Annotated in this window: 16 protein-coding genes; 7 read left to right on the top strand and 9 right to left on the bottom strand. The window is 68.5% G+C overall.

The genetic code is table 11. The features are described 5' to 3' along the window. Positions 1-39: 39 nt before the first annotated feature. Both BJ992_RS12310 and BJ992_RS12305 read right to left on the bottom strand, forming a co-directional pair. Positions 40-678 carry a TetR family transcriptional regulator C-terminal domain-containing protein gene (locus BJ992_RS12310; RefSeq protein ID WP_184980526.1) on the bottom strand — a complete coding sequence of 213 codons (639 nt, stop codon included), beginning with the start codon at positions 676-678 and terminating at the stop codon, positions 40-42. Positions 679-744: 66 nt separating this feature from the next. Then, a complete protein-coding gene (locus BJ992_RS12305) occupies positions 745-1,365 on the bottom strand; it encodes a TIGR03086 family metal-binding protein (RefSeq protein WP_184980524.1) in 621 nt (206 codons plus the stop codon). 97 nt (positions 1,366-1,462) lie between these two features. Between BJ992_RS12305 and BJ992_RS12300 the strand changes: the two genes are divergently transcribed. Then, positions 1,463-2,425: a helix-turn-helix transcriptional regulator gene (locus BJ992_RS12300; RefSeq protein WP_184980522.1), complete on the top strand. Its 963-nt coding sequence runs from the start codon at positions 1,463-1,465 to the stop codon at positions 2,423-2,425. A 145-nt stretch (positions 2,426-2,570) separates the two neighbouring features. Here BJ992_RS12300 and BJ992_RS12295 read toward each other — a convergent pair whose 3' ends face one another. Continuing rightward, entirely contained in the window at positions 2,571-3,542 is a 972-nt protein-coding gene (locus BJ992_RS12295; protein ID WP_184980520.1) for a hypothetical protein, read from the bottom strand. 544 nt (positions 3,543-4,086) lie between these two features. On the opposite strand from BJ992_RS12295, the gene BJ992_RS32145 reads away from it, so the two are divergent. After that, positions 4,087-5,610: an SMP-30/gluconolactonase/LRE family protein gene (locus tag BJ992_RS32145; RefSeq protein ID WP_221474786.1), complete on the top strand. Its 1,524-nt coding sequence runs from the start codon at positions 4,087-4,089 to the stop codon at positions 5,608-5,610. Between the two features lie 171 nt (positions 5,611-5,781). On the opposite strand, the gene BJ992_RS12280 is transcribed toward BJ992_RS32145, so the two are convergent. Beyond that, a complete protein-coding gene (locus BJ992_RS12280) occupies positions 5,782-6,177 on the bottom strand; it encodes a hypothetical protein (protein WP_184980518.1) in 396 nt (131 codons plus the stop codon). Between the two features lie 280 nt (positions 6,178-6,457). Here BJ992_RS12280 and BJ992_RS12275 point away from each other — a divergent pair, with 280 nt between their 5' ends. After that, positions 6,458-6,775, top strand: a complete 318-nt coding sequence (locus tag BJ992_RS12275) for a hypothetical protein (RefSeq protein ID WP_221474785.1) — start codon at positions 6,458-6,460, stop codon at positions 6,773-6,775. A 91-nt stretch (positions 6,776-6,866) separates the two neighbouring features. On the opposite strand, the gene BJ992_RS12270 is transcribed toward BJ992_RS12275, so the two are convergent. From BJ992_RS12270 to BJ992_RS12260, 3 genes are read right to left on the bottom strand one after another with little or no spacing between them, the layout of a single operon-like run. After that, positions 6,867-7,049: a DUF397 domain-containing protein gene (locus BJ992_RS12270; protein WP_184980516.1), complete on the bottom strand. Its 183-nt coding sequence runs from the start codon at positions 7,047-7,049 to the stop codon at positions 6,867-6,869. Between the two features lie 18 nt (positions 7,050-7,067). After that, positions 7,068-7,271, bottom strand: coding sequence for a DUF397 domain-containing protein (locus tag BJ992_RS12265; RefSeq protein WP_184980514.1), 204 nt, complete (start codon positions 7,269-7,271; stop codon positions 7,068-7,070). Beyond that, complete coding sequence (locus BJ992_RS12260; RefSeq protein ID WP_184980512.1) at positions 7,262-8,089, bottom strand: helix-turn-helix domain-containing protein; 828 nt, start codon at positions 8,087-8,089, stop codon at positions 7,262-7,264. Before BJ992_RS12260 ends, BJ992_RS12265 begins: the two co-directional genes overlap by 10 nt. Positions 8,090-8,436: 347 nt before the next feature. On the opposite strand from BJ992_RS12260, the gene BJ992_RS12255 reads away from it, so the two are divergent. From BJ992_RS12255 to BJ992_RS12245, 3 genes are all read left to right on the top strand, one after another. Next, positions 8,437-8,880 (top strand): ATP-binding protein, encoded by a 444-nt coding sequence (locus tag BJ992_RS12255; RefSeq protein ID WP_184980510.1) that lies wholly within the window; start codon positions 8,437-8,439, stop codon positions 8,878-8,880. Positions 8,881-9,543: 663 nt separating this feature from the next. After that, positions 9,544-9,837 (top strand): hypothetical protein, encoded by a 294-nt coding sequence (locus BJ992_RS12250; RefSeq protein WP_184980508.1) that lies wholly within the window; start codon positions 9,544-9,546, stop codon positions 9,835-9,837. Between the two features lie 281 nt (positions 9,838-10,118). Then, positions 10,119-11,192, top strand: coding sequence for an AI-2E family transporter (locus BJ992_RS12245; RefSeq protein WP_343072976.1), 1,074 nt, complete (start codon positions 10,119-10,121; stop codon positions 11,190-11,192). A 272-nt stretch (positions 11,193-11,464) separates the two neighbouring features. On the opposite strand, the gene BJ992_RS12240 is transcribed toward BJ992_RS12245, so the two are convergent. After that, a complete protein-coding gene (locus BJ992_RS12240; RefSeq protein ID WP_184980506.1) occupies positions 11,465-14,293 on the bottom strand; it encodes an NACHT domain-containing protein in 2,829 nt (942 codons plus the stop codon). A 367-nt stretch (positions 14,294-14,660) separates the two neighbouring features. Between BJ992_RS12240 and BJ992_RS12235 the strand changes: the two genes are divergently transcribed. After that, on the top strand, positions 14,661-16,892 hold the full coding sequence (locus tag BJ992_RS12235) for an acetate--CoA ligase family protein (protein ID WP_184980504.1): 2,232 nt from the start codon (positions 14,661-14,663) through the stop codon (positions 16,890-16,892). 117 nt (positions 16,893-17,009) lie between these two features. Here the strand turns inward: BJ992_RS12235 and BJ992_RS12230 are convergent, their stop codons facing one another. Beyond that, positions 17,010-20,693, bottom strand: a complete 3,684-nt coding sequence (locus tag BJ992_RS12230; RefSeq protein ID WP_184980502.1) for an NACHT domain-containing protein — start codon at positions 20,691-20,693, stop codon at positions 17,010-17,012. Positions 20,694-20,908: the final 215 nt, after the last annotated feature.

Below are 20,908 nucleotides of genomic sequence, written 5' to 3'. Positions count from 1 at the left end.
ACGCGCCGATCGCCACGGTCACGGGGAACGAGTCACGATCTAGACGGGAAAGGCGCTACGAGGCAGCCCCACCTCACGCGAGGCGGCGACGCGCGCGTGTTCCAGCAGCCGCTTACGTGACAGCACACTGGGATGCAACGTGTAGCGGATGATCAGGCCGTCGAGCATGCCGTCCAGCCGTTCCGCCGCACCCTCGGGGTCGTCGCAGGTGAACTCCCCCGACTCGACCCCGGCCTCGATGACCTGCCGGACCGCGCCGATCCACGCCGACTCCAGCTCCAGCAGGATCTCCTGAAGCACCTTCTCGCGCAGTCCCGCCGCGAAGGCGTCGATCCACAGGATCCAGCTCTGATCGGAACGCGTGCGCGGAATGTAGTACCGCAGCACCCGGTCCAGCCGCTCCACCGCCGGCCCGGACCCGCGCACGATCTCACCGAGCCGGACCACCTCACCGTCGATGGTCGACCGCAGCATGGCCGTGATCAGCTCGTCCTTGGTGGCGAAGTGATAGTGGATGAGCCCGCCGCTGACGTTCGTCGCCTTGGCGATGTCGGCGACCCGGGTGCTGGAGATGCCACGCTCCAGCACCACCCGCCGCGCCGCGTCGAGCAACTCGGCCCGCCTCTGGTCGGCCTGGTCGGCCCGGCTGCTCCCCGACGATCGTCCGGCACTCTGCACGGCTAGATGCTACTCCGTAACCGCTCGCCGTAACCGTCCCGCGATCGCCGGTGTACCCGTCCCGCGTCAGCGGGGTTCGCGGCCGAGGTACCGCAGCAGCTCGTCCACCACCGGGGTGGCGGACGGCGCGCCGTCGGCCTCGACCACGGCGGCGTACGCACCCCACTGCCGCAGCGGCTCGACGATCCCCCGCGCGGCGGCGAGCAGGTGGCCCGCCAGCTCGTCGTCCAGCGGCGACGGCTGTCCCGTGGCCACCGCGATGTCCCAGGCGTGCACGGCGGCGTCGAGCGCGCACATCACCGCGGCCACCGGGGTAGGCAGGTCGCCGTGCGGCAACGGCGTCGGAACGGTCGCGGTGTCGTCGGACACCGTGGCCCACGCCGCGGCCGTCTGCTCGACGGCCTCCTTCACCAGCCCCGCCGCGGTGCCGTCCACGGTCCCCGACGGCGCGAACGGGTCGTACGCCGGCCCGTTCCCGACGCCGAGCTTCATCGCGTACGCGAGCTGGTCCCCGGCGGCGTGCTGGATGACCTGGGTGACCGACCACTGCGAGCACGGCGTGACGTTGTCCTCCTGGCCGTCCCGCACCCCCGCGACGGTGCGCTCCAGCGCCTGGTACGAGGCCGCCAGCACCCCGCGCCACACCGGCCGGAGAGACTCGACGGTCGCGCTGTCGGTGGTGTTCATGTTCACGCCTTTCGAAGTTCTTCCTTGCTTGTGACACCAACGCTACGACCCCATTAGGCTACTTTCGTTCCTAATAGGTGTGGAGAGCGAGAAATCGATGGCACCGACCACGACCCGAGTGCTGCGCCTGCTGTCCCTCCTGCAGGACCGCTCCCACACCGGCCGCGAACTCGCCGACCACCTAGGCGTGACCGGCCGCACCCTCCGCCAGGACATCCAGCGCCTCCGCGACCTCGGCTACCCCGTCCACGCCACCCGCGGCGCCGTAGGCGGCTACCGATTGGGACAAGGCGCCAAAATGCCGCCACTCCTCCTCGACGACGACGAGGCCGTAGCCGTCGCACTCGCCGTAGGCCTCGCCGAAGACGGCTCCACCGGCATCGCCGACATCGACGCCAGCCTCACCAGAGCCCTCGCCAAACTCCAGCGCGTCCTCCCCAAACACCTCCAGCGCAAAGTGACGGCCCTCCGCTCCGCCACCGCCGTAGGCCCCGCCACCGTAGGCTCCCGCGAACCCGACGCACCCGTCCCCGCCACCACCCTCACCACCATTGCCACCGCCATCCGCGACCACACGACCCTGCTCACCACCCGCACCGCCACCGAGACCGAGGTCGAGCCGTACCGCCTCATCAACTGGCGCCGCCGCTGGTTCCTCGTCGCCTACCCCCTCACCACCCACACCTGGCAGGCCCTCCCCGTGGCCGACCTCACCGACGTCCGACCCGCATCCCGCCACTTCGCGCCACGCTCCCTGCCGGACGACGACCTGGTCGCCTTCGTCCTCCGCGAAGTAGCCAAAACCGGCTGGAAAGTCCAAGCCCGCATCACCGTCCTGGCCCCCGCCGAAACCGTGATAGCCCGCATCAACCCGGCGGTAGGCATAGTGGAGGCCGTCGACGCGCACACCAGCGTCCTGGTGACCGGCGCCGACGCCTTGGAGACCATCGCCATCTACCTCAGCATGCTCATGATGGACTTCCGCGTGGACGGCCCCCCGGAACTCGTCACCCACATCCGCACCCTCGCACGCCGCTACACCGAAGCCCTCGACGACTAGGCCGGCCGGACCCGCCACGCAGCAACTCGTCCCCTTGATCTGCCGCGAGATCGTCTTACAGAGCCCGGACCGGCTCCGCCTCGCCGGAAAGCCGTGAAGCGCACATTCTTACCTGTGGAAGCCGGCACTCCTTTTGTGCACGCGCCTAGTCTCTTGATGTCAATTCGTCCCAGCACCCTCCACAGAGACCCCCCTCGTCGTCGACTGTTATGAACGGCAGTCCGCAGCGGGTGCAGTCGTCGATGTTGTCGAACGCTTCAGCGCAGCTGAAGCAAAAGCGCATCGGCCTGTCGGGGTCGGCTGCCACAAGAACGCCGTGAACAAGACTTTCGTCGTCGCACTGGGGGCAGCGATCCGCGTAGGGCTCTCCTTTGCGAAAAGCGCGGTAGCCCTGTTCCAGGATGATCGCGACGTAGTCGAGCGGCAGTTCCTGCCTGTCGTGTTGAGCGTGGCAGAACAGACATGTGGATTCTTGAGTGTCGACCACCAGGGCCCATTGGCCGCACTGGGGACAATGAAGGGTCTGCCACGGCGCTCGCGACAGTTGCTGGGCCAGCGCCTGCATGCGAGTGGTGACGAGGCTCTGGATACGGTGCAGGCGAGACCGCACGAGGTTCATCTGGGTGGCCAAGTGGTCGGCTTCGGTGTCGAGCAGCACAGGTTGAAGGTGGTTTCTGATGAAATCCAGGAGAAAATTCAGCACATTGGCCGTGCGAGCCTCGACGGCTGCCGCCGTGTCGGTGAGACCGAAGTGCTGGAGCCGGTTTCGCTGACGGCTCAAATAGGTGATTTCTTCTCTCGCGTCCTTCGGAATTTCGACACCTATATCGGACAGCCGAGACAGTGCCTCCTCCGCGCTGCAGCTGTAGAAGTCACCTTTTCGAAAGCTCTCCAGCGTGGCCTTGCCTGGCCTGCCGAAGACAAGTTTCCAGTCATTGATGATGAGCCGGGATTTCAGGAGCACCTCGACGCCGGCCTGGAGGTGTAACACCGCGTATTTCAAGTTCCGCGCGGACGGCCCTCCTTCCAGATGTTCGACAGCGCTCAGCAAATAGTCGACTCCGTTCACGAGCGGAGAGAACTCGATTCTCGATTCACTCTTTTCGCGGTCACCCATGATCGCTTCACCTCCGGCTTGCCTGCGGCGCCTGACTGCCTTTTGGCCCTGATCGCTGACAAGATCTGCCGCCTGGCCGGCCGCACGTCGGCACGGGACGAGGCGCCGCGCGCGGCACGCCGCGACAAAAACGCGTGTCGTACTCCTGGACGGCACTCTCATCCCGATCGACGCGTGACCGCCGACCGGCTGTACCAATCGCACATGCCACAGCTCTCGACGGCAAGCTGAACGTTTCAGCACCCTGGCCTGGGCTCCTTCCGTACCGCGATCACCTCACCGTACGAACGGCCGGTCGCGTTCCCCCAGGCTGAGACGGCTTCCGGCGCGGCGCGCGACCAGCCGTAGCGGCGAAGGTGATCACACCGCGTCTCACCACGCGAACGCCGTGCCGGACCGTTAATCGCGACCCCCAACTTAATCGCTTAATTTCGTGAGGCTCGGCCGACGGCGCGCCGTGTGGCGTACCGGCGGCTCTCCGTCCCCGACCGGCCCCATCGAGCGGCCGGCAGTAGCCGTCGTCATTCCCCGAAAGGACTTCCTGATGAGACGAAGTCTCGCCACTGTCGCGGCCACCGCACTGGCCGCCGCACTGGCCGCCGCCGGTGGAGTAGCAGCGGTCTCGACGCCGGCCGCGGCCGCCGCCGGATGCAAGGTGACGTACAAGATCGTCAGCCAGTGGGGCGGCGGCTTCCAAGGCGACGTGGCCATCACCAACCTCGGCGACCCGATCAGCAACTGGAAACTGGAGTGGGACTTCCCCGACTCCGGCCAGCGCATCGCGTCCGGCTGGAGCGCCACCTGGACCCAGTCCGGCACCCGGGTGTCCGCCACCAGCCTGCCGTGGAACGGCTCCATCCCCACCAACGGCACCGCCACCGGCCTGGGCTTCACCGCGACCATCACCAGCACGAACCCCATCCCCAACACGTTCTGGCTGAACGGCTACATGTGCAGCGGCCCCGTCCCGGTGACCCCGACGCCGACCCCCACACCGACACCTACGCCAACCCCCACCCCCACCCCCACCCCCACCCCCACACCGACTCCAACGCCGACCCCCACCCCCACCCCCACCCCCACACCGACTCCAACTCCCACACCTACGCCAACCCCCACGCCGACCCCCGGCACCCCACGTCCCGGCGTAGGCCCGTGCACGACAGGCACGACCTATCCCAACCCTCTCCCCACCACCTCAGTGACCGCCACCAAGATCCGTGACGGCTTCAACTTCCTCGAAGGCCCGGCCTGGGACGCCACCAGCCAAACCCTCCTGCTGTCCCTCATGCGCGACGGCACCGGATCGGAGAACGTCCAGCCCGCCGACGTCCTCCGCTTCACCGAGCCGAACACCTTCGAGACCTTCATCCCCAACACCGGCAGCAACGGCCTGGCCATCAGCCGCGACGGCAGCACCCTCCTGGCCGCCACCCACGACCAGCGCAGCGTCTCCTCCTTCCGCCTGTCCGACCGCGCACGCGGCGTAGTGGCCTCCACCTACCAGGGCCGCGCCTTCAACTCCCCCAACGACCTGACCGTCGCCGCCGACGGCACCGTCTACTTCACCGACCCCGACTTCCAGCGCGCCAACCGCCCCGACCAGATGTCCGGCCGCACCGGCGTGTACCGGGTCAAGAACGGCGTCGTCAGCCTCATCGACGACACCATCCGCGAGCCCAACGGCATCGTCCTCTCCCCCGACGGCAAGACCCTCTACGTAGGCGGCAACGGCACCGGCCGCGTCTACAAGTGGCCGGTCAACTCCGACGGCTCCGTGGGCCAGCGCTCCGACTTCGCCTCAGTGAACGGCTCGGACGGCGCCACCATCGACTGCGCCGGCAACCTCTACCAGGCCTCCTTCAACGACGGCCGAGTCCGCGTCTTCTCCCCCTCAGGCACCCAGATCGGCACCATCTTCGCCGGCCAGAACACCACCAACGTCGCCTTCGGCGGCCCCGACGGCAAAACCCTCTACATCACCTCAGGCACCCCCTCCCGAGGCGGCAACACCGGCAACTTCGGCCTCTACCGCATCCGCCTGAACGTCCCCGGCTGGCCGTACTGACCCCCAACCTTCCACTCAATGCAGATGCCAACGCTTTCTGGCAGCTCAACGGCACCATGACCGGCCCCGGCAGCACCTACCCCTGATACACCTGGAACGAGAAACAGATCGCCGCCTGACCGGAGACGACCCGGCCGCCTCGCTCGGCGAGGCGGCCGGCCTTTTCCCCGGCTACGAATTCCAGAGAATTCCGATCGTGTCCCAGGAGCTGTTGTACACCTTCAGGTAGTAACGACCGTAGAGCCCGTCGATCCTTCCGCTGCGACTGTTTCCGGTTCCGATGTATCCCTGTCCCACAATGGCACCGTTGTCCGCGTCGTAGACAGCGTAGTTGGAGTCGTCCCAGGCGGCGTTCTCCACGCTCCACTTGACCCAGTGGCCACTGCCGTTGGCCGGGATGATATCGGTGTTGCAACTGTACGTACCGACGTTGCAGGTCACCGTCTGCGCGCTGGCAGGACCGATGAAACCGATGGTCATCATCGCCATGACGGCGATCACGGTCAACGACCGGCGGAACCGGCGTATACCGCGGAGCGGATTCACTGAAATACTGACCGGCTTCACGCCAATCCTTTCGTGGTAGGCAATGACGTGCTCATCACAACGTGCCGACAACAGAGATTCTTGCCTTTACGTGCACGTCATTTGCCTGCCAGCGCACGTCGGCCCCTCAACGCACACCAGCTTGTCCAGGTGCGACGGCACCTGTTCCGAGTCGAGCCAAGGGCTTGTGACCGGTGGGGCCCGATCCCGTGCGGCATGTGCGAGGTGGAGTCCGCCGAGGCCGCTGATCTCGCGCTCGGGTTTGCGTCGGCCTCCTCCGCTGTGGTGCGGCGAGCCTGGGTTGAACGACCTCTTCGACGCCGAGTCGTTCGTCGAGTCCCAGATCCGCAAGTTCGTGCAGGGGCTGCTGCAGCGACTGCTCGCCGACCCGGGCCTGGTCCACCCAGACCCGGGTGAACTCGAAGAAGCAGTTCATGGAGTCGCAGACTTCCATTCCGCTGTCAACGAGGCCGTTGCCGACAACCAGGTGGCGCACAACACCATGGCTGACTACTTCTTCAACGAGGGGCCCGCACTCAAGGGGGTCATCGCAGCTCTCGCCGACGCGTTCCACGAGGCCGCGATCGATGAGGCAGGTCGGCCTTCCTCAGCGTCTTGAGGTATCTCCCGCTGTTCCTCCCCCTTGTTCGTGGGGCCTTGCGGATCAGGCTGTCCGGAGGCGGCGCGGTGCCGCCGCCAGGCGATGCGGCCTACTTGAGGCTGGCGACGAAGGATCGCCATTCGGAAGGACTGAAGACCAGCGTGGGGCCATCCGGAAACTTGCTGTCGCGTATCGCGACCACACTCGGCAGGTTGCCGGCGACCTCGACGCACTGACCTCCGTTACCGCCGGAGAAAGACGATTTACGCCAAACAGCAATGCTGAGATCCATTCCTGTCTACTTTCTCGATCATTTGGATGGATACGCGCTCGCCTTGACACCGACGACGAAGGAGCTCCACTCGGACGGACCACACGTGAGTATGGGGCCATCCGGAAACTTGCTGTCGCGTATCGCGACCACACTCGGCAGGTTGCCGGCGACCTCGACGCACTGACCGCCAGTACCTCCAGAGTAGGACGATTTTCGCCAGACAGCGTGACTTAGGTCCATTCCCGCCTCGCTTCCTCGATCACTTTGAGAGACACACGCTCAGGATAAGCCCAGAGACGTATCGCCTCATATCGGTTGCGGATGGTCGTCACCATCCTGTGGTCGCTGGTGAACTGACCTTCGGCGGAGGATTCTGCGTGAATGGCGTGTGGCTGTCCATCTCTGAGTTCAGCGATCATGAACGCTCCGAGCAGGCCGATAAGACAGTTCGGGTCCACGATCTGTACGGAGACGTTGGGCTTCTCGGTGATCTCAATCAGGTAGTCGAGCTGCTCTCGCATCACCTCCGGCCCACCGACCTGGCGGCGCAGTACGCCTTCGTCGATGAGGGCCACGAAGAGGGGAGGGTCGTCTCGGTCGAGGATGCCTTGGCGCTGTGCGCGGGACTCGACGCGTGCTTCTACCTCCTCGGCGGCGATCTGGGGCTCCTGGTTGAAGATGTGACGCGCATAGGTCGGGGTCTGGAGAAGGCCGGGGATCAGCAGGGGGTCCCAGGACCAGAGGACGCGGGCTGCCGGCTCGATCTCCTCGGCCCAGTCGGTGAACCAGTCTGGGCTATTGGGTCGGGCTACGACGCGCCTGCGTAGGTCTGCGAAGAAGGTGCTGTCACTGGGGCCGAAGAGTTTGTCCAGCCTCTCGGCGTCGGAGACCGATGGGGTGCGGGTGGCGGCCTCCAGGCGGCTCACCTGGGTCTGAGTGCAACCGAGGCGTGCGGCCACGGCTGCCTGGGACAGTTGAGCGGCCTCTCGAAGGCGGCGCATCTCGGCACCGAAACGCGCGCGGGGGGATTCGGGGCCTGGGAAAGGCTCGACGCTCATCGCGTTCCTCCAGAAATGAGGTTAAAAACGGACTTTCTGGGTTGCGGGTAATACCGGATAGATGGTTTATCTAAACCGGCACCTCGACATCGCAGGTCATTTTCTGGGGTACTGATTCGCCCCCGATTTCGCTGGTCACGGGAGCAATCTAAGCACACGGATTCTTTGTTCTGCAGGACAAAGGAAAGCAATCTCATCACTCGTGAATCAGCAAGGGGACGAGGTATGCGGGATCGGAACTATGTCCTTACGGGTCTCATTTGTCCGCACTGGGGATGTGCGAACGGCGGCCCGGCGACGACGAGCGCGAGGCATACGGTGCGCGTGGTCGTGGCGGAGGTGGTCGTGTGAGGTCGGGAGAGCAGGTGCTGCGGCACGGTGGGGAGATGCCGGGGGCCGATGTGTGGAGTGGGGAGTTTCCCGGGGAGATCTCGTCGGTGCCGGTGGCGCGGTCGTGGGTGCGGGGGGTGCTGGTCACGCGGGTCGGGGGGCCGGCGCTGGACGATGTTCTGCTGCTGTTGAGCGAGGTCGTCACGAACGCGGTGGCGTACTCGGCCTCCGGCAGCACGGAGGGAGGACGGGTGACGGTGCGGGTGGCCGTCTCCTCGCGGCTGGTGCATGTGGAGGTGACCGATGCCGGGTCGGCCACGAGCGCGCCTGTGGCTCGGGTGGTGGAGGCCGACAGCGAGGGTGGCCGGGGGTTGTGGCTGGTCAACATGATCGCTACGGCGTGGGGGTCCCACTGCGACGACGAGGCAGGCAGGACGGTCTGGTTTCAGGCTGCTCTGTAGGCGGGTCGTGGCGCGAGGCGCTCGCGGACTGGTCCGGCATGGGGGGACTTGCTGAACGGCTCTCGTTCGCGAGTCTGTCGGCCTCCTCGGCACCACACTCACCGGCATTGCTCCCGCCTCCGCAGCCACCTCCCCCATCGACTGCTCCACCGGCGGCTACACCCGAGTCCTGGCCACCTACATCCCCACCAACCTCCAACGAGGGACGATAGACGGCCGCATCTACAACATCTCCGGCCCAACGGCGTACACGTACGAAATGTGCCTCGACATCCCGACACCTCGACCTTCACCATCGAGGCCCAGATCCGCTCCCTCGACGGCTCCACCCGCGTCTTCCTGGACGAAGATTCCGGTCTGACGCCGAACACACCGGCCGCCTGCCCCTCTAAGGCGGCTGGTCTTTTCTTCCCAGGTGACCCTGGATTGCCGCATGGACAAACGCACCCAGGGGGCTGTGCTGAAGTTTTCACGGCTGTCGTGGGGGTTCCCTTTTGGACTGTCCGCTGACGTTGACGCACGGGGGAGCGCGTGAAATAAGGACGGCGGATGTGGCCGAGTTCCGTGAGGAAGTGCCGCCGTCCCGATCGGCGATCATCGCCATCGCGCCGGCGTTCTTCCTGGGGTCATGCTCGGCAGGTGGTAGGCCTCGACCGAGGGGACATGATGCGTCGACTTCGCACGGCTGTTGCACTTGCCGGCATCGCCACCGGACTGCTGATGGGCCTCGGGACCCCGGCCCAGGCCGCCGCGCCTGCGGACCGCTCCTCCGCCACCAAAACCGCGAGCCCCGGCTGGTGGCGGTTCGGCGTGTATTACACCTCGGACGCCTGCCACTATTTCGGCAACAGCCTGACCCAGACCCCTCAGTTCTCGTCGTACTACTGCGTCCAGAATGTGTGGGACACCGTCGATCAGAGGTACTACTGGGGCCTGTGGGTCTACCAGGTCTCCTGAACCCTGTATCGAAGTCGGTCAGAGCTATTCGTTGATCGCAGCGATCAGGACGGTGGCTCCGGCCGATCGCCGGCTACACACCACGACAGAACCCGATCCCGCAGACACTGACCGCTTGACCCGCAGAGTCGGGGGCCGGTGAGTATCTGGTGTGGCGGCGACCGGCCGGGAGGGCTGTAGGGGTTGCGGTGCGGTGCCCCTAGGGTGTGCTTGTGGCTGGTGCTATTAGTGCGAGTAAGACTCGTGGTGCGTTGCGGACGTCGGCGCGGATCTCGTTGGAGATGTTGCTTGTCGTCGTGATGACGGTGGTGACGTTGTGGGTTCTGGGGCAGATGTGGTCGGTTCTCTGGCCGCTGGTGATCGCTCTGCTTCTCACCACGCTCACCTGGCCGGTGACCCGGTTTTTGCGGGGGCTCGGGTGGCCGCCTGCGTTGGCGGCTTCGGTGGTGACTGTTCTGTTTCTGCTGCTGATGGCCGGCACGGTGGTGCTGATCGCGGTTCCGGTGGCGTCGCAGGCCGGGGAGTTGGCCACGGGGGTGGGGAACGGTATTCAGCAACTGCGGAACTGGGCTGCGGGGCCGCCGTTCAACATCGGGGCTGATCAGGTCAGTACGGCGCTCGACGCGGCGGTGAAGCGGATTCAGGACAGTGTGGGGAGCATTGTCACGGCCACGCTCACCGGGGTGGGGACGGTGGTCAACGGGCTGGTGACGACGGTTCTGGCCTTGTTCCTGATGTTCTTCTTCCTCAAGGACGGGCCGCGGTTCCTGCCGTGGCTGGCGCGTCAGCTTCCTGGACGGCTGGCGACGGACGTGCTGGTCGTGGGTGAGCGGAGCTGGGACACGCTCGGGTCGTTCGTGCGGTCGCAGGCCTTTGTGGGGTTGCTCGACGCGGTGTTCATCGGGCTGGGGTTGTGGATCGTGGGGGTGCCGTTGGTGCTTCCGCTGGCGGTGCTGACCTTTGTGTCGGCGTTCATTCCTATTGTCGGTGCGCTGTTCGCGGGGTTCGTCGCTGTTCTCATCGCGCTGGTGTCGAACGGGTGGACGGATGCGCTGATCGTGCTGGCCATCATCGTGGCCGTGCAGCAGCTTGAGGGGAACGTGTTCCAGCCGATGGTGCAGAGCCGGGGGCTCGGGCTGCACGCGGCGGTGGTGTTGCTGGCGGTGACGCTCGGGGGGAATCTCGCGGGGATCGTGGGGAGCCTGCTGGCCGTGCCGGTGGCGGCGTTGATCGCTGTGGTGTGGAACTACCTGCGTGACCAGCTCAGCGATCCGCCTGAGGAGGTGGTGGCCGGCGGGCCGGAGACGGATGCGCCGGATGCCGGTGCGTCGGTCGCCGCACAGGAGGCCACCTGACGTGGCCGGCCGTCGACGCTGGATCGGGACGGACGGTGCCGCGCTGGAAGCGGCCTGACATGGTCGCCGGCCGGCGGCGCTGAGCGGTGGCGCGCGGGAGGCGGTCCGACGTTGAGGGCTGGTGGCGGGGTGGACCCGCCGGTGGCCGGACGGGACCATGATCGGCCGGCCACCGGCCCCGTTGCCGCCGCGAGGAGCGGACGGTCCGCGCGGTTGAGCCTATGGTGACTATGCGTGTGTCTTCAATCGCTTTTGGTGACCTACAGTGGCCGTCACTGGCGGACGAGGAGGAGGACCTCGTTCGCCGGGAGGCGGCCTGCGGCTCGTTCTTGGAGGGCCACCAGGCCGCGGTACGCCTCGGCCAGGGTCACGGCGACCCTCGGGACGACGGCGGGTACGCCTGCCTTGGTGACCTGTGCGGACACGGCCGGGGTGGCGAGGACGGCCAGTACGGCGAGGAGTTCGACGCGTGCGCAGGTCAGGGTCGTCTTGTCGTAGGGGGACGAGCGGTCCAGGATCGGGGTGACGGTCGTGTGGACGGTGCCGGCCAGGCCGACCGCTGTGGCCATGGGTTCGTCGTGGTCGCCGGGGATGTCGTGCAGCAGGTCGAGTGCGCGGCGGGTCAGGACGTCGGGGGGTCTGCGCGTGGTGTCGCGGGACTTCAGGGGGCCGCAGACCAGGTCTCTGAGGTAGGTGTCGAAGTCGGCCAGTTCCTCGCCGGTGCGTGATCTGCGGGGCCGGGTCATGGCGCGGCAGGCCACGAGGAGCTGGAAGGCGTCGAGGGTGGTGGGACGGAAGCCGGTGAGGCCGGCGTGGTCGAGGGCCGAGTCGGTGTGGAGGTCCCTGGTGGGGCCGTCGACGCGGACGTGGAGTTCGCGTGCGAGGTCGCGGGCCAGTTCGCGTACCTGCATGGCGTCGGCCCAGGAGATCATGCGGGGTAATCGTTCCACGCGGTCGGGGGTGAGGCGGCCGTCCCGGCCGAGGTCGAGGAGGCCGGCGGAGCCGACGCCGCCGTCCAGAGCGCGGCTGCGGACCACGATGCGCAGGTACGGGGTGGTGGCGGCGCGGTCGGCGGCGGGCCGGCGGCGCAGGGGTCGTGGGGGGACGTCGTACGGCCAGGGGACTCCGTCGGGCCGGTGCAGGCGGGGTCGGGTCTCGCCGTGGGCCCAGATGGTGTGGCCCGCCACGCCGGTGACGAGGCCGGCGGCGGGGTCGGACAGTTCGGCGGTGGTGGGGAGGCGGTAGACGGTGCCGTCGTCGAAGTGGGTGTTGAGCCAGGTGACGAAACGGGTCACGTCCACGGCCCACATGCCGGTGGCGGGGTCGGTCTCCTGGCCAGGCGCGGGATCGTCGTCCCGGGGGATGTGCCTGCCGGACGCCTTGCGGTCCTTGGTGAACAGGGCCCATAGCTCGCGGGTCACGGGGTGCGCGCAGACGGCGGTGCCTTCGCCGAGGACGATGACGTCGCGCAGTGCGCGGGAGGCCTTGACGCCGGTGATGAGGCGGCGGCGCGCGTCGTCCTCGCCGCCGGGGTCGGTGTCGGCGGGGAGGGTTTCCAGCTCGGCCCTGGTGCGGGGGTCGACGGCGACGGCCTCCTCGGCGCAGTCGAGCGCGAGGGCCAGTGCGCGGACGGTTCCCGAGGCGATGCAGGCGGCGATGACGGGGGTGGCGTCGTCGGCGCCGGCGGCCCACAGTCGGGTCGTCTCGCGCCACCAGGGGTCGTCGACGTTGCCGGTGAGCAGGCCGAGGAGCTCGGGGTGGCGGCGGATCTGCTCCGCGGTGAGGTACTCCTGCAGCGTGGGGTGGACGAACGCGTACAGGTCGGGGCCTCGTTCGACCAGCAGGCCGCTTCTGACGACCTCCGCCAGGAAGACGCGTGGCCGTACGTCTGGGGAGACCTGGCGCAGGGCCTCCTCGATGACGCCGACGGCGGCGGCCGCGGGGATGTCGTTGACGTGGTCGCGGGTCATGACGAGGGCCAGGCGGCGCATGACGTTCTCTTTCTGCGGGCCGCGCAGGCCGGTGGCGCCGGCCAGGCGTTTGGCCTCCTGGCGGCGGTGCAGCAGGACCTCGCACATCTCGGCGTACAGGTCGGCGCGGCTGCCGGGGAGCTGGTTCCGGTACGCGTGCACGTTGGCGATCATGGTGAGGAGCAGCGGGTTGGCGGCCAGCTCGTACAGGGCCGGGGTGGCGCGCAGGCGTGCGATCAGATCGTCGGCCTTGGCGCGGGCCGCGGCGCGGACCTGTCTGCCGGTGGCTTCGGTGTCCCGGCATTCGATGGCGTAGTACCAGCCGTGCAGGAAGCGGGAGATCTGCTCGCCGGTGAACCTGCGGACCTGGAGGACCTCGGCGCCTGGCAGGTCGTCGGGGTGGAAGCCGTGGGAGCGGGTCGTGATGATGAAACGGTTGCGGGGGTAGCGCTCGATCTGGCGCCGCACCCAGGCCACGACGCCGTCCGGGACCTCGTCGAGGCCGTCGAGCATGACGACGCAGCCGCCGCGGTCGAGGCGGCGTTCCACCCAGGAGGCGGGGACCTTGCCGTGGAGCCAGCCCGCGGCGACGGCGGCGGCGCCGAGAGTGGGGGGCTGGTCGCCGGTGACGGCGGCGGCGTGGTCGCGCAGGTACAGCAGGACCGGCAGCGGACGGCGGATGCCGGGCCGGGTGGGGCCGCTCAGTCGTTGCGCGGTGTGACGGACGAGGGTGGTCTTTCCCGAGCCGGGGTCGCCTTTGACGACGAGGACGGGGCTGGTGTCGCCGCGCAGGAACGATTCCAGCGATCTGCGCTCGCCAGGCGGAGCGTTCTGCGGAGATTGTCCGTTGTCATGCGGCGGTTTCAGAGCGAGGCTCACGTCTACATATACCTGCCGTAATTGCAGCGCGTAAGGGGGATTAGTGGCCACACCAATTGTCTCGATCGCGCGGACGTTGTCCCGCAACTGCCGCACGTACGTGCCGCGCCGGCCCTGCGGCACCAGCGGCGCCTCCCTGCGCTCCCCCGCCAGTATCTCGCCTGACCACAGGCTCAGCGCCGCCACGGCGACCGAGGCGTAGGCCCATCCCCAGCTCAGCCCCCCGTCGCCGAACACCTGGTTGGTCGTCACGGAACCCGCCACCATCCCCGCCGCGCCAGTCATGATTCGCAGGCCTGTCCTGAGGCCGCTCACCGGACCATCCCGTGTTCCCTCGCCCCGTCTGGATTTCCAGTTTTCTGTTTGACGCCGGAAATTACCATGAACATGCGCGGTCCGTCGCCGGAAAGTCGAATCGCTATCGGTTGGCGGAGGCAACTGACCGATCATTCGGGGACGGATTTAAACGTAAACTTTCTCGCCGACAATAGGGGTTTCCGGTACGGCCGCCGGAGTCGCCGCAGGTCACGGCGGACGTGACGGCAGGTTTCCCTGTGCGCCGCCGTCGCAGGCGGTGGAGGCTTGACGCTGACTGGATGCTCAGTCAGGGTTGGCGGATGTGAATCTCGCACGTCTGCTTCGGCCGCGGTCGGTGGCGGTGGTCGGGGCCTCCACACGGCCCGGGTCGTACGGGAACCTCGCGGTGGCCAACCTGGTGACGGCCGGGTTCCCCGGGCCGGTGTTCGGGGTGCATCCCACCGCGGCCGAGGTGCACGGGGTGCCGTGCGTGCCGCGGATCGCGGACCTGCCTCTCGCACCGGACGCCGCCGTCATCGCCACACCCGCCGCCACCGTGCCGGGGCTGGTGGCGGAGGCCGGTGCGCGTGGGTGCGGCGGCGCGGTGGTGTTCGCGGCCGGCTTCGCCGAGACGTCCACCCCGGGAGGGGTCCGGCTGCAGGAGGAGCTGGTCGCGGCGGCGGCGCGGTACGACATGCCGGTGTGCGGGCCGAACGGGAACGGGATCGTGGCGGTCGCGGCGCGTGCGCCGCTGTGGGGGGACGCGTACGTGACGCGGCGGCCAGGTGGGGTGGCCCTGGTGTCGCAGAGCGGGAACGTCGCGGTGAACGCGCTGCTCAGTGCTCGTGGGTTGCGGCTGCACACTGTCGTGTCGTGCGGGAACCAGGCGGTGGCCGGCGCCGCGGACTATCTGGCGGCGCTCGCCGCCAGTGACGGGGTACGGGCCGTGGGGCTGTACCTGGAGGACGCCGGGGACGGGAGGCGGCTGGCGGAGGCGCTGGCCGCGTGTGCCGATCGGGGGGTCGGGGTCGCTGTCCTCCAAGGCGGCAGCAGTGCGCTCGGGGCCGCTTCGGCGGCGGCTCATACCGGTGCGGTGGCGGGGGACGCGCGGGTGCTGCGCGCTCTGGTCGAGGAGGCGGGGGGTGCGTGGGCTCACAATCCTCATGAGCTGCTCGAACTCGCCAAGACCCTTGCCTGCGCCGCGCCTCCTGGACCGACGGGGATCGCGGGGTCCGGAACGCCGGCGTGGGGCCGGCCGCCTGAGTCCGAACGGGAGGCACCAGTCGTCGATCAGGTACCGGAGGCCGAGCACGGGGTGCGGGTCACCGGACAGGTGCCGGGGGCCGAGCGCGGGGTGGCGGTGAGTGAACGGCGGGGGCCGGAGGTGGGGGTGCTTGTCGTCACGTGTTCCGGCGGGGACGCGGCGGTGGCGGCAGACGAGGCGGCGCGGCATGGGGTGCCATTGGCGACGTTGAGTGAGGCGACCAGGGTGGCGCTCCAGAACTTGTTGCCGGAGACCGCGACGCCGGGGAATCCGCTGGACTACACGGCTGTGATCTTCGGGGACGCGGCGCGGACGGCGGCGCTCATCACGGTCGCCGCCGGCGACCCGTCCGTGGGGCCGGTCCTGGTCTGTCACGACCGGCCGGCCAGTGTGCCGGAGGGGGCCGCCGCCGAGTGGGACGGGGCCTTGGAAGGGATCATCTCGGCGGCGGAAGCACTGCCTGGACGGCTTGTGGTCGCGTCCACCCTCCCCGAGCTCATGCCGGAGGAGGTCGCGGAACGCCTGACCGGTCACGGTGCCGCGCCGGTCGCCGGGCTCACCGAGGGGGTCCGCTGCGCCGGAGCGCTGCTGCGCCGTACCGCCGGCGGTGAACGGCTGCGGGAGATCGCCGCGGCGGCCACCCGTGCGGGGTCCGCCGCGGGGTCGCGGCCGGCCGAGCATGAGGCGAAGGCGCTGGCCAGGTCGTACGGCATTCCTGTGCCGGCCGGACGTACGGCGCGCACGCCGGACGAGGCCGTGGCGGTCGCGGCGGCCCTCGGTGTGCCGGTGGCGGTCAAGCTCAGCGGCCCGGACATCGGTCACAAGGCCGACATCGGGGCCGTCGTGCTCGACGTCCGCCGTCCTGAGGACGTACGGGCCGCCGCCGACCGCCTGCTCGGCCTTCCGGTGGAAGGGATGCTGCTCGTGGAGGAGATGGCGCCGCCGGGGGTGGAGATGATGGTGGCCGTGCGGCGGGACGGGGTCGTGCCAGTGCTGGTGGTGGCGATGGGTGGCACCTGGGTGGAGGTGCTGGACGACACGGTGCTGCTTCCGCTACCCGTCACACCGGAACAGGTCGTGGCAGCGGTAAGGCGGCTGCGGGGGGCCGCGCTGCTCAACGGTGGACGGGGCCGGCCGCCGGTACCGCTCGCTGCCTTCGCGGCGCTCGCGACCCGCGCCGCCGCGCTCGCTCGTGAGGAGGACCTGGCGCTGCTGGAGTTCAATCCGGTCATCGTGGGGCCCGGCGGCACGACGGCCGTGGACGCGGTGGTCGCTCGGGTCGGCGCGTGACGGAGATGAGCGTCGCCGGTCAATGACGAGCCGGGTGAGTGCGGCCGGTCAACGGCGAGCCGGGTGAGTGGGGCCGGTGAACGGCGAGCCGGGTGAGTGGAGCCGGTGAACGGCGATTCAGGAGGCCCGGTCGTCGTTCTTCCGGCGGACCAGGAGGATGACCTCGTTCTGCCGGATTCGGCTTGCGGCCTGTTCCTGTAGGAGAACCAAACCGCAGTACGCTTCGGCCAGTGACGGCGCGACCCAGGTCAGACCCGGGTACCGGGGCTTCGACGGCGGCCCGAGTTCGGCCATCGCGGCGAGCAGCGCGACACGCGCGTGTGCCAGTGCCGCCGCGTCGTACGGCGCGGTCCGCTCCATGATCGGCATGATGGTGCGCAAGGCAAGCAAGCACAGAGAACGCACCAGCAGCGTCCAGGATGGGGCCTCAGAGGGACCCCATCCGGGTTCCAGCCTGCGGCACACCTCTCGCACCACCGCGTCCGGCGGCGTCTCGACCGTGTCTCTCGACGTCAGTGCCTGGGCCAGGACATCGTGAAGGAACGAGTCGAAGTCCCTCAGCGCCTCACCGGCCTTGAGCCGTCTGCTCTTCTGCGTTCCCCATCGCCGGACCAGCGTCGCGCAGGCCGACACGAATCGCGACTGCGGTTCCGGCAGGTGAGCGAGGTCCAGTGCGAGGTCCAGGCGGCGCAGGACCGCATGCGGTGCCTCTGAGCGGTGGGTATCGAGATCCGGGTCCAGCGCGAGCTCGCGTTCCACTTCGCGCGCGAGATCGGCCCTCCGGCCGTGCTCGTTGTCGTGCTCCAGGCCGGAATACACTGAGCCCTTTTTCCGGTCGACGAGTCGCGTCAGCCGGCCGACGCGCTCCAGCACAAGTTCTTCGTGGTCGGAACCGAGGAGACGCGCGTAGGGCTCGACCACGTCGCGCGTGATGGTCAGTTCCACGAGGACAGCCAGAGCCCGGCCAAGGCATCCGGCCAGCTCGCGAGCCACGGCGGCCGGCTCGAAGGCCGGCGAGGAGGGATCCGGCGCTTCGTAGGGGAGGATCGTGAGGTCTTCCATTGCCTTGCCATCGACGATCAACCCGTGTTCGACGGCCGGGCCTGGATCGGGGTCGTCCCCGGTCCCGCCGGCCGCACCGAACGCCGCCGCGAGTGCGATGTCGACATCGTCGATGAGCGCCGTGTGTGCCGGGTCGTAGACATGGCCCTCCTGTACCGGAGCGACCGCCTCGGCGCGGACGTGCGCGATCGCGAGAGCGTGCGCGAGCGTCGTGGCCCTGTCGAATTGCCGGTGCAGGTTCGTGCTCACACTCCGGATCAAGGTGAATGAGCTCAGGCTGCGTTCCAGCAAACGGTGAAGCAGAGGTGCCACATGACGCGGATCGTCCCCGAGGGGGATGCCGAGGAGTTCACCGAGCCAGTGCGTACGGGTGAGAAGGGGAGTACCCGGGACGGAGATGGCACGGGTGAGGTCGCGGGTGAACGCCAGGACCAGGATGAGCTTGAGAATGCTGCACCGTGGATGGGGTACCCGGCGCGGCGTGGTGGCGGCGAGGACGAAGACGCGGCTCACGTCCGTGAGTTTCTTGCGGTCCGCCGGCCGCTTGGGGTACGGCGGCAAGGCGAGCCGTAAGTATGGTCGTACGGCTCGCCGGTCCGCGGCCTGGTATCCGCGCAAGGTCGCCGCGCCGAGGCTCGGCGGTGGGACGCCGCCGGGCCGGTACAGGCGGGGCCGGTCGTCTCCGTGGGCCCAGAAGATGTGACCGGACAGGTCGGCCGAGCGGCCGACGGCGGGGTCGGCGAGCTCGTCGGGGGTGGGGAGGCGGTACGCGGTGCCGTCGTCGAAGTGTGAGTTGAGCCAGATGACGAAACGCGCGGCGTCGACGTGGCTCATGCCGGTGGCCGGTTTGCCGTGATCGGTCCAGTCGGGGTCGTCGCGCTGAGGATGGCGGCCGGCGGCGCGTTCGCTCCGTGCGTACAGCGTCCACAGTTCGCGGTTCACGGGTCGTGCGCAGACAGTGGCGCCGTCGCCGAGCGTGATGACGTCGCGGAGGCTCCGGGACGCCTGGACGGCGGTGATCAGGCGGCGGCGGGCCTCGTCGCTGCTGTGCGGGTCCAGGGCCGACAGAACGGTGTCGAGTTCTGCGCGGGTGCCGGGGTCCACGGCGAGTGCCTCTTCCGCGCAGTCGAAGGCCATGGCGAGGGCCCTTACGGTGCCGGAGGCCAGACAGGCGGCGATGACGGGGGTGGCGTCGGAGGCGGCGGCCCACAGGAGGGTGGTCTCACGCCACCAGGGGTCGTCCACGCTGCGGGTGAGCCAGGCCACGTGTTCGGGGTGTTCGCGGATCTGCGCGGCGGTGAGGTACTCCTGCAGCGTGAGGTGTGCGAAAGAATAGACACCGTTTTCGCGTTCGACGAGCAGGCCGCTTTTGCGTACCTCTTCGAGGAATGTGCGTGGGGAGACGTCGCGGGAGACCTGGCGCAGTACCCTCGCGATCAGGAGTTCGGCGTTCGCGGTGGGGACATGCTCGACGCGGTCGCGGGTCATGGTGAGGGCCAGGTGGCGCACCACCCGTTCCTTCTGAGGACCGCGCAGGCCGGTGACGTCGGTGAGGGCCTTGGCCTCCTGGCGGCGGTGCAGGAGCACGTCGCACATCTCGGCGTACAGCTCGGCGCGGCTGCCGGGGAGTTTGTCGCGGTACATGTGGACGTTGGCGATCATTGTGAGGAGCAGGGGGTTGGCCGCGAGGTCGTTGAGCGCGCGGTTCGTACGCAGGCGGGTGTCGAGGTCGGCGGCCTTTGCTTCGGCTTCGGCGCGGACCTGTTTGCCGGTGGAGTTGGTGGCGCGGCACTCGACGGCGTGGTACCAGCCGTGCAGGAAGCGGGTGATCTGGTCGTCGGTGAGGCGGCGCACCTGGAGGGTCTCGGCGCCGGGGAGGGGGTTGGACAGGTAGCCGTGGGGTCGTGAGGTCAGGACGAAACGGTTGCGGGGGTAGCGTTCGATCTGGTGTCTCACCCAGGCGACGACCCGGCCGCGGTCCTGTTCGTCGGCGACCTCGTCGAGGCCGTCCAGCATGACGACGCAGCCGCCTTTGTCCAGGCGGCGTTCGACGAAGGACGCGGGGACGCTGCCGTGGAGCCAGCCGGCGGAGACCGCCACGGCGCCGAGGGACGGCGGGTCGTCGGCGAGGACGGCGGCGGCGTGGTCGCGCAGGTAGAGCAGGACCGGCAGCTCGCGGCCCGGCCATGGCAGCCAGGCGTGCCGGCACAGGTCGAGTGCGGTGTGGCGGACCAGGGTGGTCTTGCCTGAGCCGGGGCCGCCGATGACGGCGAGCACATGGCTGCCGTCGCCGTGGAGGAACGAGTCGAGGGTGCGCCGCTCCTCCTGCGGGTCGTCGGGGGTCACGCCGATGTACGGGGTGTGCTCGGTGTCCTGGGAGGACGTGAGCACCAGGCTCACGTCCACGTACACGTCGCGCAGGTTCAGCGCGTAGAGCGGGGTGGTCGCGATGCCGATGGTGTCGATACGGCGGACGCTGTGGCGGAGTTGCCGCACATAAGCGCGGCGCCGGCCCCGAGGTATCCCCGGCCCGGTATCGGGGACCGCACTCGGGATGTCCGTTCCGCCGGGGGCCAGCACCTCGCCGAACCACAGGCTCAGGACGGCCACGCCGATGGAGACGTACATCCAGCTCCAGCGCAGTTCACCGCCGCTCAGCACCTGGTTGGCGGCGACGGAGACCGCCACCAGTCCCGCCGCGCCGGTCACGACTCTTAAGGCCGTTTTGAGACCGCTCATCCGCAAAATCTCCGCGCTTTCCTCGCCGCTCCGGAAAACCGGCAAATATCATGAAAAGTCGCGATCGTCCCCCACGACCACGTCCATCGGTATCAGCCGATCCATGAGCCTAGCCAAGGACATCCATCCAATTCCCTGCTTATACCGTGACTCATTTGGAGATCGATTGTTTCGCGAGTGGAGTTACGGCCGGATGCGGGCCCGGCTGTACCAGG

The sequence above is a fragment of the Sphaerisporangium rubeum genome, from assembly GCF_014207705.1.
Lineage (GTDB): Bacteria > Actinomycetota > Actinomycetes > Streptosporangiales > Streptosporangiaceae > Sphaerisporangium > Sphaerisporangium rubeum.
This window is presented reverse-complemented; position numbering and strand designations above follow the sequence as displayed.

What these genes read in the sequence shown, in the direction of transcription:
- BJ992_RS12305 (WP_184980524.1), bottom strand. Translation starts at nt 1,365, where the DNA reads ATGAACACCACCGACAGCGCGACCGTCGAGTCTCTCCGGCCGGTGTGG.
- BJ992_RS12300 (WP_184980522.1), top strand. Translation starts at nt 1,463, where the DNA reads ATGGCACCGACCACGACCCGAGTGCTGCGCCTGCTGTCCCTCCTGCAG.
- BJ992_RS12295 (WP_184980520.1), bottom strand. Translation starts at nt 3,542, where the DNA reads ATGGGTGACCGCGAAAAGAGTGAATCGAGAATCGAGTTCTCTCCGCTC.
- BJ992_RS32145 (WP_221474786.1), top strand. Translation starts at nt 4,087, where the DNA reads ATGAGACGAAGTCTCGCCACTGTCGCGGCCACCGCACTGGCCGCCGCA.
- BJ992_RS12270 (WP_184980516.1), bottom strand. Translation starts at nt 7,049, where the DNA reads ATGGATCTCAGCATTGCTGTTTGGCGTAAATCGTCTTTCTCCGGCGGT.
- BJ992_RS12265 (WP_184980514.1), bottom strand. Translation starts at nt 7,271, where the DNA reads ATGGACCTAAGTCACGCTGTCTGGCGAAAATCGTCCTACTCTGGAGGT.
- BJ992_RS12260 (WP_184980512.1), bottom strand. Translation starts at nt 8,089, where the DNA reads ATGAGCGTCGAGCCTTTCCCAGGCCCCGAATCCCCCCGCGCGCGTTTC.
- BJ992_RS12250 (WP_184980508.1), top strand. Translation starts at nt 9,544, where the DNA reads ATGATGCGTCGACTTCGCACGGCTGTTGCACTTGCCGGCATCGCCACC.
- BJ992_RS12245 (WP_343072976.1), top strand. Translation starts at nt 10,119, where the DNA reads ATGTTGCTTGTCGTCGTGATGACGGTGGTGACGTTGTGGGTTCTGGGG.
- BJ992_RS12230 (WP_184980502.1), bottom strand. Translation starts at nt 20,693, where the DNA reads ATGAGCGGTCTCAAAACGGCCTTAAGAGTCGTGACCGGCGCGGCGGGA.